This window comes from Paenibacillus sp. Lou8.1 (assembly GCF_024213565.1).
GTDB lineage: Bacteria > Bacillota > Bacilli > Paenibacillales > Paenibacillaceae > Paenibacillus > Paenibacillus polymyxa_B.
In genome coordinates this window covers 310,139-324,411 of sequence record NZ_JANAVN010000001.1, presented here as the reverse complement: position 1 = coordinate 324,411, position 14,273 = coordinate 310,139, and the positions used below count along the sequence as shown (strand labels likewise).

Annotated in this window: 13 protein-coding genes and 1 other annotated feature; of the genes, 3 read left to right on the top strand and 10 right to left on the bottom strand. The window is 44.3% G+C overall.

Translation table 11 applies throughout. The annotated features are described in order from the left end of the window. Positions 1-12 precede the first annotated feature (12 nt). From NLX78_RS01590 to NLX78_RS01580, 3 genes are all read right to left on the bottom strand, one after another. Entirely contained in the window at positions 13-738 is a 726-nt protein-coding gene (locus tag NLX78_RS01590) for a hypothetical protein (protein WP_254349446.1), read from the bottom strand. Further along, the gene (locus NLX78_RS01585; protein WP_254349445.1) at positions 689-1,228 is read right to left on the bottom strand and encodes a GrpB family protein; all 540 of its coding nucleotides are present in this window, start codon (positions 1,226-1,228) and stop codon (positions 689-691) included. Before NLX78_RS01585 ends, NLX78_RS01590 begins: the two co-directional genes overlap by 50 nt. 90 nt (positions 1,229-1,318) lie before the next feature. Then, the gene (locus tag NLX78_RS01580; RefSeq protein WP_254325890.1) at positions 1,319-3,427 is read right to left on the bottom strand and encodes a class I SAM-dependent methyltransferase; all 2,109 of its coding nucleotides are present in this window, start codon (positions 3,425-3,427) and stop codon (positions 1,319-1,321) included. 242 nt (positions 3,428-3,669) lie between these two features. Here NLX78_RS01580 and NLX78_RS01575 point away from each other — a divergent pair, with 242 nt between their 5' ends. Then, positions 3,670-3,822, top strand: a complete 153-nt coding sequence (locus NLX78_RS01575; protein WP_254349444.1) for a hypothetical protein — start codon at positions 3,670-3,672, stop codon at positions 3,820-3,822. A 68-nt stretch (positions 3,823-3,890) separates the two neighbouring features. Here NLX78_RS01575 and NLX78_RS01570 read toward each other — a convergent pair whose 3' ends face one another. The 5 genes from NLX78_RS01570 to NLX78_RS01550 all read right to left on the bottom strand — a co-directional run bounded on the left by NLX78_RS01570 (position 3,891) and on the right by NLX78_RS01550 (position 9,567). Further along, on the bottom strand, positions 3,891-4,862 hold the full coding sequence (locus tag NLX78_RS01570; RefSeq protein ID WP_250268035.1) for a glycoside hydrolase family 43 protein: 972 nt from the start codon (positions 4,860-4,862) through the stop codon (positions 3,891-3,893). A 41-nt stretch (positions 4,863-4,903) separates the two neighbouring features. Beyond that, positions 4,904-6,289: an arabinan endo-1,5-alpha-L-arabinosidase gene (locus NLX78_RS01565; protein WP_254349544.1), complete on the bottom strand. Its 1,386-nt coding sequence runs from the start codon at positions 6,287-6,289 to the stop codon at positions 4,904-4,906. A gap of 80 nt (positions 6,290-6,369) precedes the next feature. Then, positions 6,370-7,212, bottom strand: a complete 843-nt coding sequence (locus tag NLX78_RS01560; protein WP_254349443.1) for a carbohydrate ABC transporter permease — start codon at positions 7,210-7,212, stop codon at positions 6,370-6,372. A gap of 27 nt (positions 7,213-7,239) precedes the next feature. After that, positions 7,240-8,130: a carbohydrate ABC transporter permease gene (locus NLX78_RS01555; protein ID WP_013309768.1), complete on the bottom strand. Its 891-nt coding sequence runs from the start codon at positions 8,128-8,130 to the stop codon at positions 7,240-7,242. 93 nt (positions 8,131-8,223) lie between these two features. Next, entirely contained in the window at positions 8,224-9,567 is a 1,344-nt protein-coding gene (locus NLX78_RS01550) for an ABC transporter substrate-binding protein (protein ID WP_069291652.1), read from the bottom strand. A 508-nt stretch (positions 9,568-10,075) separates the two neighbouring features. Between NLX78_RS01550 and NLX78_RS01545 the strand changes: the two genes are divergently transcribed. Continuing rightward, a complete protein-coding gene (locus tag NLX78_RS01545; RefSeq protein ID WP_061828569.1) occupies positions 10,076-11,005 on the top strand; it encodes an ArsR/SmtB family transcription factor in 930 nt (309 codons plus the stop codon). Between the two features lie 56 nt (positions 11,006-11,061). On the opposite strand, the gene NLX78_RS01540 is transcribed toward NLX78_RS01545, so the two are convergent. Next, positions 11,062-11,772: a DUF1361 domain-containing protein gene (locus NLX78_RS01540; protein ID WP_254349442.1), complete on the bottom strand. Its 711-nt coding sequence runs from the start codon at positions 11,770-11,772 to the stop codon at positions 11,062-11,064. 93 nt (positions 11,773-11,865) lie between these two features. Next, the gene (locus NLX78_RS01535; RefSeq protein ID WP_254349441.1) at positions 11,866-12,474 is read right to left on the bottom strand and encodes a DUF1349 domain-containing protein; all 609 of its coding nucleotides are present in this window, start codon (positions 12,472-12,474) and stop codon (positions 11,866-11,868) included. Between the two features lie 188 nt (positions 12,475-12,662). Continuing rightward, positions 12,663-12,901, top strand: a binding site (T-box leader). 42 nt (positions 12,902-12,943) lie between these two features. On the opposite strand from NLX78_RS01535, the gene NLX78_RS01530 reads away from it, so the two are divergent. Further along, positions 12,944-14,128, top strand: coding sequence for an aminotransferase class I/II-fold pyridoxal phosphate-dependent enzyme (locus NLX78_RS01530; protein WP_254349440.1), 1,185 nt, complete (start codon positions 12,944-12,946; stop codon positions 14,126-14,128). Positions 14,129-14,273 lie beyond the last annotated feature (145 nt).

The following is a 14,273-nucleotide window of genomic DNA, read 5'->3' as shown; positions in this document are numbered from 1 at the left end:
AAATCTGTATTCTTAGCTTTCATGCACTTGAACGCCAAGCTGCTTTAGCTCCTTTATCGCTTCCGTAACGTTACGCTGTGGATGAAGCGCAGAGATCATCTGGGCAGTGATCGGAACGCCGTTGAAAATCTGGTTTACCACCCCTAGAGAAATCGGCAACTCATAGTAACTTTCAGCCCAATCCTGATATTCCTCCGGTGTAACTATAATTTTCCCCAGCAAAAAGGATGAGCCATCGTCATATCCCTCAGGAAAATTCGCGTTGCCCATACGCCACTCCTCATCTCCCGCTTCCCTCCACATACAAAAGGTAACGTCCTCTTTCTCCAACGCTTCATCTTCCAAAAGCTCCATCATATCATCAGGCACACCGTCGTACATGCCCGGCCAGACCTCATATTCGTCTCTCGCATGAGGACTTACAGGGGATTCGTGGTCAAAACCCTTCAATAGCATACCTCCACGCGTCCATAGCATATGAATCGTATCTCCAGCGCCGTTGTTCACCTCACCTAGGCACACATCACCAGACCATTCAGACTGCATACGATACGTGCGTAACCAATCTTCTGGAGACAATATAATGTCCAGCGCTGACAGCAGCAGCATTCTGTCTTTTAAGCCATTCGGCGTTACCTGTGCATCAAGCATCATATTCTTCATCATACCTCCACCTTGTCCATGCGTACTAAAATTCCATTTGTCTCTGCTTTTGTCTTTCAAGCTTTGCTTGCTCAACTATCTGCCGAATGAAAGGTCCCTTGGCTTCGGTATACGCTGCACGGTCATGTTTGAATTGATGCGCCAAATCTTTTTTTAAAGTCTCATACGCTCGCAGGCTCTCAGGATGCGCTTTCAAGTAATCTCTGAACAATAAATGGTTTTCCCAATGTTCTCCTTTATACTTGTAAATATGCAAATGATGGGTCCCAGCCCCCCATTCTCCACGGCGAAAGAAAGCTCGCTCTGAAAAATCAGGCTTATGTACATATTCATATTTAATACCTAGTAAACGCTGTCGCTGTTCGGATTGAATAATAGCCAAATCTTCTACTCCAACCATAATGTCGATAATAGCCTTGGCTCCCAGACCAGGAACGGATGTACTGCCAATATGCTCTATGCCGACACATACGTCTCCGAGAGCCTCTACAATTTTCCTTTTCTCTCGCATATACTCTTCAGCCCACTGCGGGTCATACCCGGATATTTCCACCTGCGAGGACATACATGAACACACCTCCACTAGCTTTCTAAAAAATGCCTTCTAATCGTGCTTGGCACACCTCAGAAGGCATTCTCTTGTTCAAATTAAAAATCATTTAGTTGCTTCATCCCTATGATTTGGCTTCTCAATCACGATCAGACAGGTACTGTCTGGCAAAGGAACCGGCTGTCCCTGCTCATCCATGAACTCAACACGACTGGACAGCGCCTCGGCATAGCCCTCCTGCAAATAGTGGCGACTCACCCGGATAATCGCTTGTGAACCAAGTGTGTTACGAATACATTCTTCATACTGTGACGGAGTAAAATAACCAAACTGCTCCTGCACTTCATGCACATAGGCTTCCGCTCCCCATGTATAGGTATATAGGAATTCCATTGCATCATTTACCGGCAAAACAGCCTCATGCTCACCTATACGCTCTATTTCTATGGGACGACCCGCAAAATCCTGCGCATACCGCATCAGCCATTCCATTCCGTCCGGCTCCAAGAATCGAATTCGTCTGCGCTGTTCTACTGGTTCGGTCATAATACCGTCTCGAATGATAATGCGTCCGCCGGGTGCAAGTACACGATAAGCGCTTTGCAAAGCAGCTTCCACTGTTTGTGAGTTGAACCTTTTTCCATCTCGTTCGATGTAGGAATACAGCTCGTGAAGAATCGAAGAGAAGATAACCGTGTCCATACTCCCCGTTTCCACATATTCCTCCAACCGAAGCGCATCTCCTTTGATGACATCCCAACGATGGCGCTCCAATTGCTTTTTACGTTTAAGTGCCTCAATGACATTCACAGAAATATCAAGACCTAATGGCTTCGCATCTGGTCTTTCCTGTTCGATCAGATCCAGCAGCACGCCCCCGCCGGGTCCAATATCCAGTATGCGGGTTCCAGTCACATAATCCAAAATGACCCTTTTGTAATCTACGGTCTGGTTCATATCTGTAAGATACGTTTCCTCATTGTGAAAGCGATCATAAGCATCGCGCCGTAAGCCGAACAGATCAAACAGCAGCAAAACTGCTTTGTCATACAGAGGCGTCTTTTCTGCCTCAATACAAAAGTCGATCAGTTTTTCAGCAGCTGATGAAAATACAAAATTGAAAAATACGGTACTTGGCAGCTCCTCTTTATGCTCTACAGTTACACTCAAATGAGGATTATGCTTCCGTTTTCCCTTTGAAATGTCCTGCCAGGACAGTGAGCTTAAGTATTTTTCTATCATTCGTTTTTTGTATACGTTAATTTTCTTAACACCACGATAGTCATAATACATCGTATTCATAAGCGATTCAAAACTGATATGCCGTACCGTTGCCGGCTGTTCCTGTCCTGTACCATCCCTCAGTGTGAGTAAGAATACCTTGACCAGTTCTTGAAGTGAAAAATCCTGCAAAGCGGATTCTACATACCAAAGTGTCCGATTCTCTAGCGGAGCCAGCGCCTTCTCTACATTCAGCTCCCGCTCCAGCTCGGCGTAAGCCTGCTCAAACGGCTCCCCTGCATGTATCGAAACCGACCGCAATCTCTTCAATCGTTCCTTTACACTCCAGACTACAGGTGCGTTGTCCCATGCAATCCAACCGATTAGCTCCTCCACTTCCCCACGTACTTGGTCCCATAATGCAGGTTCTACCCCGGCGATAATACATTCGTTCAGAGCCCGTAAAACAAGCTCCAGTTCCTCAGGGCTCAGCCAGCCCTTACGAGTAATTTCAAGCAGCAGTCGATTTTCCGCAAAAGGAATTTCTCCCCGTATATATTGCCCAATCAATCCATGCGTCTCAATCAGAATTCGGGTCATGCTATTGCGCGGGTAAGCAGGGGACTCCGCTTGGGCCTGTCTAACATACAGTTGAGAGGAGCCGATATTATGTACAAATAAATTAATGCCCTCATGCTGCCAACGTAGCCGTTCGCGGACTGTGCCTCCTTTGGCTGTCTCAGACCATACCAAAACATCCTCCAGTAGCTCTTTAACCCAGAATGACAATGGAAGTCCGTCCAAAATAAGCAACGTACGCTCCACGTAATCCAGTACAGGATTGGCATCCTTTAACTCACCTATGGATCGAATGCGTTCCAAATTTACAATACGCTCCTCAGCCGAAACAAGCAGCTTTAGCCAAGTCGGTGTATCCCAGGCCAGATCATTTTCTTTCCTGTAATTAGCAATGGCTTTTAACGATTGCAGCATTTTTCTCACCTCGTGTAATTCGGATTCGGTATGCACAGGAGACTTTGGATAGGATATTTGGATAAAACCTTGTATATAGTACACTTTACCATACATTTGTAGCTTCCATCTCGTGGAAAATATTAAACATTTGTATCAATTAATCGCTTGACATACTTTCCAAACGCATACATAACCCCAAATGCACTTTGGCCTGTGTATATTTATAAATAAACCAAGGCAGCGATGGCACATAATCATGAATGGCTACCACGCAAACATTTGCACCGGAATTTGCAGGAACTCAAGCCTGCCGTGATGGTCTTCCCTTACAGTACCAAAAGCAAAAAGATATCCTCCAGCCTGAAGGCTCAGAAGATATCTTATTACTCTTGTTATACGCATCCGAATCATAATTACCTATGATTTCTAGAAAGTTACAGTGCCGCTGTGCAACACGTCAACCATCTATAATAGATTTCGCTTATTTATCAACAGGAACGCCATCGGGTACTGGAATACCAAAATCAGGTGTTCCATCTTCCTTCCAGTTGAACGGCTGAACACGTGTATGACGATTCGGGTCATACAACGGGTCGCCTGTAATTTCCTTGTAATTCCGGGCGTGATATACGATTACATCGCTACCGTCAGCAGCAACCGTAAAACTGTTATGACCTGGCCCGAATTGTCCTGTTTCCTCATTGGTGCAGAATACCGGCTCAGGTGATTTCGTCCATGATTTCGGATCAAGTAAATCCGCATTCTCGTCTGCTGTCAACAGGCCCATGCAATAATTGTGGTCTGTCGCGCTAGCTGAATAACTGATAAAGATCCGTCCGTTCCGTTTCAGAACCGCTGCTCCTTCATTCACCTTAAAACCGATGATTTCCCAATCATATTCAGGAGTGGAGATCATGACCTGCTCACCGCGCAGCGTCCATGGATTGCTCATTTCAGAAATATACAGATTGGAATTACCGACGATGTCAGGGTCCTTCTGAGCCCACACATAATACAAAACCCCATTATGCTGGAAGGTTGTCGCATCGAGAGCGAACGTCTCCCAACGGGTTTTGATCTGTCCTTTTTCCACCCATTCCCCTTCCAGAGGATTAGCTGAATCATTTTCCAGCACGAACATCCGGTGGTCGAACAGGCCTTCCTTCGTTTCCGTTGTACGAGCTGCTGCAAAATAAATGTACCATTTGTCGTTAATATAATGAATTTCCGGTGCCCAAATGTTCGCACTTAACGGGCCCGTTTCATATTTGTGCCACACTGCGACAGGCTCTGCTGTACTCAAGCCTTGAATAGTACTTGCTCGTCGAACCTCAATGCGGTCATACTCTGGCACAGATCCGGTGAAATAATAGTATCCGTCACTATGCTTGTAAATCCAAGGGTCTGCCCGTTGCTCAATGACCGGATTATTAATGGGTACAGATTGATTCATGGTTATTCTCTCCTCTATGTGTAGTATGTAGTTCAAACAAATTAATCGCTGATACGTTTTCCCCAAATGGAAATTCCTTTTTCATTCATACCCGTGAAAATTAAAGTATGGCGACCAAGCTCCCAGTCCCATGAAGGAAGCAATAACAATTCTTCCTTTGTTCCTGCGGATGTATTGCTCCAATCCATTGTTAGAGTACGCTTGCCATCAAAACTCCAGTGACCTTCAAGAGAACCGCTGGTTGCCCGTCCTCCATCTTCCAGACGGAGCGGTTCAGCTTCCACCTGGCCGTCTACTTCCTGCCTGATCACGATGCGCTCCCAGTTGCCGGATAATAGCCTTTTGGGTATATCCTGCTCCTTTTCGCCCGCATAGCGCTCCGGAGAGACGACCGGCCAGCCCTCTGCCGTCCACAATATTTTGCGTACATGCAGGTACGGCCAGCTCTTGTCCGTTTCTCCCCGCGCATGATGTACAATATAATAATCCGCACCGTCCTTCAGGACAGAATTGTGACCTGGCGCAACCCAGCCTTCTCCTTCGCTGAACCGATAACCGCCCAATACCTTGTTTCCAATCTCGTATTGAGGCAAATAGCTGGTATCTGCCATATCATGTCCATTCATGTCCACATAAGGGCCTGTGATCGAATCTGAACGGGCAACACGAACATTGTAGTCCTCAAACAAAGAATCATACGAGACGAACAAGTAGTATTTACGGAACATTGGATTGTACACAATGTAAGGCCCTTCTACAGCACCGTCCTCAGTTGCCCGATCTCTGGCAGCGATATTTTTACCATAGCCAGATTCTTTGAGCTTTCCAGTCTGGGGATCAAGCGGTGTAATATAGATACCGCCGAAAAAAGAGCCGTATACCATCCATGGATTTCCCTCTGCATCCAGCACCGGATTGGCATCAATCGCATTCAGCTTGTCATGCTCTCCTGTTTTAACGACCAGCCCCTCATCCTTCCAAGGGCCTTCCGGGGAGCTGGATGTCTGCAATCCAATCGCAGACCGTGTGCTGCCAAAGGTAGAAGCGGAGTAATACATCCGATAGGTATCACCCACCTTGATGATGTCCGGTGCCCACAGATTGGTTGCCGATGACCAGGCCTCTGCTTCCTTTGGAATGCCGGGGAGTGCATACTGAACCCAGTTCCAGTGAATCAGATCAGTCGATTTGCGTACCATGACACCAGGTCTCAATTCTCCACCTGTCTTTACATCCGTTGAGTAGACATAATAGCCTTGATCTGTTTTGATAATCGCCGGGTCATGTGCATTGTTAATGGTCCAGCACTGTTCATCATTAATCGTACTCTGATCATACAAGTGATCGGGAGGCGGAGCCTGCGGATACACAGGGTCCGGAGTGTTATCCCCACAGCCGGATAGACCCAGCATGAGCAGCATAACCATAACTGTTATTCTCCTCCTTCCTTTACCCATTACATATTGTGACTGCCTTACATCATTCATCCGTCCCCTCCAAGTGACAATTAACCTTTGACACCCGAAATGGCAACCGATTCAATAATTTGTTTCTGGAAGATCAAGAATATAATCAGTACAGGTAACAAGGCTATAATCGATGCTGCCATAATAAGCGGATAGTCCGTCTGAATGGCGTAAGTCGCATTAAAATTCGCGATAACCAGCTGCAATGTCTGCGTTTCTGGTGAGTTCAAGTAAATAATCGGTGCCAAATAATCGTTCCAAATCCCCATGAACCATAAAATAAGCTGTGCCGCAACTGCCGGCTTAATGAGCGGGAACGTAATCGACGAATAGAGTCGGAAATAAGAACTTCCGTCAATTTTCGCAGCTTCGATAATGGCATCCGGTACGCTAAGCAAGTACTGCCGCAGGAAAAAGATCATAACTACATTTCCGAACAAACCTGGAACGATCAGAGGCAAAAGTGTATCGACCCAGCCAAGTTTGGAAAACATCATAAACTGTGGAATCATAACCGTTGGGTATGGAATCATCATAGATGCGATGAGTGCCAAAAACAGTTTGTTTTTATGAGGGAATCTCAGCTTTGCAAATGCAAAAGCGGCCACACTGGATGTGAAGGTACCTATAACGGTAACACTTACAGCCACAATCACGCTGTTCTTGATCCCGCTTAACAAAGGTCCTGCTTCCCAAATTTCCTTATACTTGCCAAACTGGAACACCTCTGGTATCCATACTGGTGGAAGAGCAAAGACATCCTGCTTTTCTTTCACCGAAGTGGACAGCATCCAAAGCAGCGGCGCGATCATCACAATCGCTCCAATCGCTAGTACAATAAAGATAATGATATTGGTAACTTTCGTTTTTTGACTATGGGACATAATCAGACTCACTCCTTTCCGCGAAAATCAATCCCCATCAAAGGACGATTTTTCATTCATTTTAAATTGAATCAAAGTTACGATAAAAATGAAGATGCCGAGAATCATAGCCATCGCGGAGGCATATCCCATTTGCAGGTTTTTAAATGCCTTATCCCAAATATAAAAGACGATTGAGGCGGATGAGTATTCCGGACCCCCTGTAGGTGTCATAATGTTCATTTCAGTAAAGATTTGCGAACCACCAATGATATTAGTTACGACCAGGAAGAAGGTTACTGGTTTCACCATTGGCCATGTAATATTACGGAACATCTGGAATCCGCTAGCTCCATCTAGCTCTGCTGCTTCATAATAAGAGCGAGATACGCTTTGCAGGGCTGCCAAATATAGCAGCATCGTATATCCGAGACCCTTCCAGACGGTCATGAGAATCAAGGCCGGTTTGACCGTATCTTTATCCATCAGCCAGTTAGGACCCTTAATACCGAATATTTCGAGGAATTGGTTCACCAAACCATAGTCTCCGTTGTATGCCCAGTTCCACATAATAGAAACGGCAGCCAACGAAGAAATAACCGGGATATAGTAAATCACACGAAATGTTGTCGTACCTGGAATCTTACGATTCAAACCTAGTGCCAGCAGTAAAGCTAGTACAAGACCGATCGGAATACCCAGCATTAAGAAAAGAGTATTGTACATCGATTTATAAAAGAGCTCATCGCTAAATAAATCTTTAAAATTGTCGAGGCCAATAAAGTTCATTTGTCCCAATCCGTCCCAGTCTGTAAAAGAGCCGTATAACGAATAGACAAACGGGAATAACGTAAAGATTAGCAGACCGAGAATAGGTGGAAGAATAAATAAGTATCCATATACCTTCTCTTTGCGGTAGAGATTAGATTTGGTTATCACAGGGCTCACCTCTGTTTCTAATTTGGAATGAAGATGATGTTAGCAGCATGATATTTAGCCACTAACATCATCCCTTTTTCCTCTATTTACGCATTATTTCTGTGATTTTTTCTCTTGCTCCACCGCTTTATCTAGCAGTTTCTGCATCTTCGGTTGTTCTTGTTTCACATAATCTGCCGCCGTAATTTTACCATCCAACACAGGTTGAATATCTGTGAAGAAAATATCGTACCATTCTGCATTATACGTATAGTTGCCTGGTAATGAGCGTCCATAGTCATTCACGATATCAATAAACTCTTGTTTATTGTTAGGCTTGGTTTTCGTATCTTTGGACCATTCATCAGCCATGTCCAACAGATTCGGAATTTGTACCTTGGCATCTACGAGCTGCTTCATTCCTTCTTTAGAAGTTGTCAGATAGTTAACCAGTTCAACAGCTTCATCCGGGTATTTTGTTTTAGAGGAAACGCCGATACCCAGAGAACCAATCCATGTTGCCGATTTGCCAGTCGATCCGGCTGGGAACGGCAGCAAATCATATTCAAATGGCAGTTTTTCAAATGTACTCATATCCCAAGGACCTACCGGGAAGAATGCCATTTCGCCCTTCATCCAACGTTGGTATGTGTCCAATGTTTGTGATTGTTCAATACCAGGTGTAATTTTATATTTGTTTTGCATATCAGCAAAGTACTGAAGCGCTTCCGCAAATTTCGGATCATCAATCGTTACTTTCGTTTTGCTCTCATCCAGCCAATCAGCTCCATTACTCCATACAAAGGCTTGCAATGCCCACTGAACGTTAAAGCCTGTACCGTATTGATCTGGCTTGCCGTCACCATTTGTATCTTTGGTTAACTCTTGGTTGACCTTGATGAACTCATCCCATGTATACGGTTTGTCTTTATCAGGCAATGGAACGCCCGCTTTTTCGAACATCGTTTTGTTGTAGCCAAGTGCGAATGGACCCAAGTCCTTCGGCATACCGTAAATATCTCCTTGACCGGCCATTTTGCCGTCATAGCGATACAAATCTATACCGTATTTCCATATGTTATCCAGTTTAATATCCTTGTTCTTCTCAATGTAAGGAGTGAGATTCTTCAACACCCCACTGTTTACATAAGCTTTCACATCTCCAGGGGCAAAATAAAAGATATCTGGGAGGTTGTTTCCTGTAATCGCAGCTCTAAGCTTTGTAGCATATTGATCTGCTGCCGTCACGACCATTTTAACCTTTACGCCAGGATGTTCCTCTTCAAATTTCTTGATTACTTCCTTATAAGCCTTTTGTTCATCTGTTCCACCACGGAACATGAATGTCAGTTCCTTACTTCCATCACTACTGGAACTTCCCCCACTACAACCAGCCAGTGCAGCCACCATTAACAACAGAACAACCATTGTTATTGCAAAACCTTTTTTCTTTATCAAAGCGACCCCTCCTAAATTTAAATGAAACCGCATACAATCGGTGCTAAAATAACTTCATACCACTCGGCCTAATCTTTAACTGTGCGGTACACAACCCGTTGTTGATTGCCGCTGTGATTATCATCCCTCTCATGTACCGTATAATTAACATTTTTCTTTATCAATAATGAATTCGTTTACAAACAAAATATAGCATGCCTTTCCTCGGTTCGTCAATGTATTTTTCAATCTTTTTAAATAGTTATAAAACATAGGTTAGAGTAACATGGAAAGCAAAATTGAATCGTATTTAAGTTTATTCACATCAAAAAAACTAGAAATAAATCTTAAATACGATTTATTTATGGAGTAATCCCTAATTTGGAGTTCAATTCGCTCCTCTCTTGGTTTAGTAAAAAAAATTTACAAAAAAGCAGTTTACTTCTTTTTGATTTTATTTTAACATAAATCAAAGTAAATATATAAGCGCTTACATTACAATTTTTATAGATAAGGAGGGTCTATAGCTATGATTTATATTAAGGACTTAATGTCAGGGTTAGATATTTTTAAAGCACTGGGTTCAGAAATCCGCATTCAAATTCTCGAGTTACTTGCTTACCAGGGACAAAGTATGAATGACATTGCCAACAAACTTAATTTGAGTAACGGTACCATTACAATGCATATTCGAAAATTGGAAGAATGCGGTCTTGTGGAGATCAATACGGTGAGCGGCAAGCACGGTACCCGAAAAATGTGTTATTTGAACAAGGACAAGCTGATGGTAGATTTGCGCAGCAGAGAACAAAAAAATGTGTATGAGGTTGAGATTCGCGTAGGTCATTATAGTAACTATCAAGCGTCCCCCACTTGTGGATTGGTGACCCGAGACAGCATTATCGGCGATTTTGATGATCCACGCTATTTTGCAGATCCCGGGCGGCTGGAGTCGGAAATGATCTGGATGGCCGAAGGCTTTTTGGAATACCGCATCCCCAACTATCTGAAAGCGAATCAATCCTTTAAAGAAATTCAATTCTCCGCAGAACTAGGCTCAGAAGCACCCTGCTATTGTGAGGAATATCCCTCCGACATTTGTTTTCACATTAACGGTATTCCTATTGGGCACTGGACCAGCGCCGGAGATTTTGGAGAAGTGCCGGGGGTTCTCAATCCAGATTGGTGGCCACCGCATTTAAATCAATATGGTATGCTCAAATTAATTCGCATCAATCAGCAAGGCAGCTTCATTGACGGGTGCCGCATTTCCGAAGTCACAATAGACGATATTAACCTTAACTATAAAAGCGACATTACACTCCGCTTATCCGTAACCGATCAATCGGAAAACAAAGGTGGGCTTACTATTTTCGGCAAAAGATTTGGGAATTTCAGTCAGGATCTACTTGTGCGTGTGCTTTATGATGTGCACGGGGAGGACAACGCCAACTCCTGACACGCCACATGTAAAAATAGGCCGAAGCCTGTATTCATTGAATACATGTCCTCGGCCTAAATATCCTGATCCTCACTTAAAGAGATATAGATCAATAAATAAAAAATGACTGCTATCCCAAACACCAACCAGCAAAAGGACAGTAAATGAAGCCTTGGTACTGCATGTACTCCCCATCTCCAAATATCCGTAAGGAGCACCAGTGGCTGCAACAACACATCCCAGCTATTCCAGCGAGCAAATCTGCCTATATATACGCCTATACTGGCCAGCCACAACAACACAAAAACTACAGCCCATGCGAGCCCACCTGAACAAATCCTCCTCAGCATATGGTGGATCACCAATACACAAAGGGATGTAAGAAAAAGGCCAAGCCCTGCTGCTGAAAAAGACGTAAATAAGATTAACCAAAATTGTGTGTTCAACCAAAAACGTGTATCAGGATTCACATCGTAAAAACGAAACGCATGAAGTAACTCAGTCACCAAATAAAGAGCATTCGGCAGAAAAAACAACCATACAATTGAGGAGAAAAATAAAAGAATAGTTCTCACTTTTGTACTTCGCAGTCGGGATAAAGCCATCATTCCCAGAGTGATAAAGACCGGAACCCAGGCCAGGAATATATCCCAATACAGAAATTGATACATCCTCGTTCCACTTGTGGACTGTAAATACATAATGAGTCCGAAACAGCCCAACGTAGCTACAAGCAGCACTCCCAACAAACTGGGCAGCTTGTAACCCTTCCTTCTTAACAGCAAGTTTCCATCTACCTCCTGCCTGAGCATGCGTATATACGTCTTTTTAAGCCCTACTTTATAGCGCTTTCATATTTAGAGAGGGCCTTTGTCTATTTACTCCACGTTTCGTATGTCCTCGGATACATGGCTTGTTATCGTCAAGGCATCAAAGGTAACAGCACAGCCCTCCCCCACCGGAGATTGAGCAACAACTCCGACTTTGAGCTGGTTAGGAACATTCATACCAAAATATCTCACCAGCCTCCAATGCTGACCGTCTGATGAATAATGAAATGCAAAGCAATTTCCAGCTCGTGCCACTCGTAAATACGGATTGGACACGTCCATCGCCCCAGAGACACAATCATCGGATGTATCCCGAGTGACCACACTAAGAATAGATGGAGTGCTTTCAAAATATTCAAAACACAGCTTAGCCCAGTGGGTATCATCCGCCATCATCATCAAGCATCCTGAATCATAAGGCTGCTTCATATCAACACGAACCCTCGTCCATATTGTAAAATCACCTTGAAGCGTTATATGCAAAAAGGGTGCGGACGATTTTACCGCTGCGCCGGACGGATCTCTAAAGAAATCTGCCTGTGAAGGTGCAGAAATTTGCAAAGACTTGGAATCATCGACTCTCCATTCAGCCGGCTCATTGATCCAACTCCAATCCGCCGGCAATACTTTACCGCTAAAGCGTTCAAATACGTTCATATGGACACCATTCCTCTCTGGCAATATAGTCATATAACACATTGAAATCTGGGGCACAATCCCCTTGATACCACTATATACGTTATTTTCCAGTCGTCAATAATGATGATCTGTCTTTAATGTTTATAAAAAAAGACTTGCCATCCTGAAATGTTGTGCTTATAATTACACCTAACTTGATACGGTAACAAATTTCAATGACGAGAACGAGTAAGCTATACAGCGGATTTGCAGAGAGTTGGGGCAGGTGAAAGCCAACATTCCGAGGGTAGCCGAACGCCATCTCTGAGAAGCGGGCTGAACCTGAAGTAAGCTCTGCCGCCTTTCCAGCGTTAACCGGAACACGTATTGATGGATACGTGAACAGAGTGTCATTTCGTATGGAATGAAACTAGGGTGGTAACACGGGTATAAACTCGTCCCTTTACAGGGGCGGGTTTTTTTGTTTTTCAAAAAGGAGGAAATCATCATGACAAATGTATCGACAGCAGTATCTATAACCGATTTTTTGACTCCAGCTGTACGGGAAATGCCACCTTCAGGCATCCGTAAGTTTTTTGAATATAGTACAGGCAGAAAAGATATTGTATCGCTTGGTGTCGGTGAACCTGACTTTGTAACCCCTCAACATGTCAGAAAGGCCTGTATCACAGCACTGGAAAATGGTAAAACATCATACACACCGAATGCTGGACTTCCCGAGCTTCGTGAGGAGATTGCCGGGTATCTGGAGAGCAGCTTTAGCACATCCTACAACCCGACAGATGAAATCATGGTTACCATTGGGAGCAGTGAAGCACTGGATTTGGCACTACGCGCTCTGATCACCGCACACGATGAAATACTCATTCCGGCTCCATGTTATATTTCGTATTCGCCCATTACGTTTCTGAACGGAGGACATACCGTAACCGTTGAAACCTCTGCGGATCAGCAGTTCAAGCTAACAGCTGAGGCACTCCAAGCCAAGCTGACTCCACGATCCAAAGTGCTTATTCTCTGTTATCCGAATAATCCGACGGGTGGGGTGATGACCTATGAGGATTGGTTGCCGATTGCCCGCCTGGTTGAGGAGCATAATCTTGTCGTTATATCAGACGAAATATATGCTGAACTGACCTATGGACAGAAGCATGTAAGCTTCGCTTCTCTGCCGGGAATGAAAGAGCGTACCCTGCTCATCAGCGGCTTTTCCAAAGCATTTGCGATGACAGGCTGGAGGGTCGGCTATGTGTGTGGCCCAAGAGAGTTGATTTCAGCTATGCTGAAGATTCATCAATATACCGCCATGTGCGCTCCTATTATCGGGCAAATTGCCGCTATTGAATCCCTGCGTAACAGGCTGGAGGAAAAAGATCGTATGATGGAATCTTACAATCTGCGTAGAAAATGGTTCGTTGAAAGCCTATGTCAGACAGGACTGCCATGTCACGAACCAAATGGTGCCTTCTATGCGTTTCCCTCCATTATGCACACAGGGTTAAGCTCAGAGCAGTTTGCCAAGCGGTTGCTGGAAGAAGAAGGAGTCATTACTGTACCCGGTTCCGCATTTGGCCCAGGCGGCGAGGGCTTTATCCGCTGCTCATATGCGTCATCGCGAGAACAGTTGGAAATGGCTTTGGAACGCATTAGCGCATTCTTGAAACGTCTATAAATGCGATTTTTCCTATCATGAAATGAATATGAACACTGGATGAACACTACCGTAGTAGCTTCTGAATAAGCTTTTTCTGGTGTGCTGGCAAGCCTTCTGGCCATTCCCCTACACGGCAATAACAAATGTTGGAGATTTCGGCGCT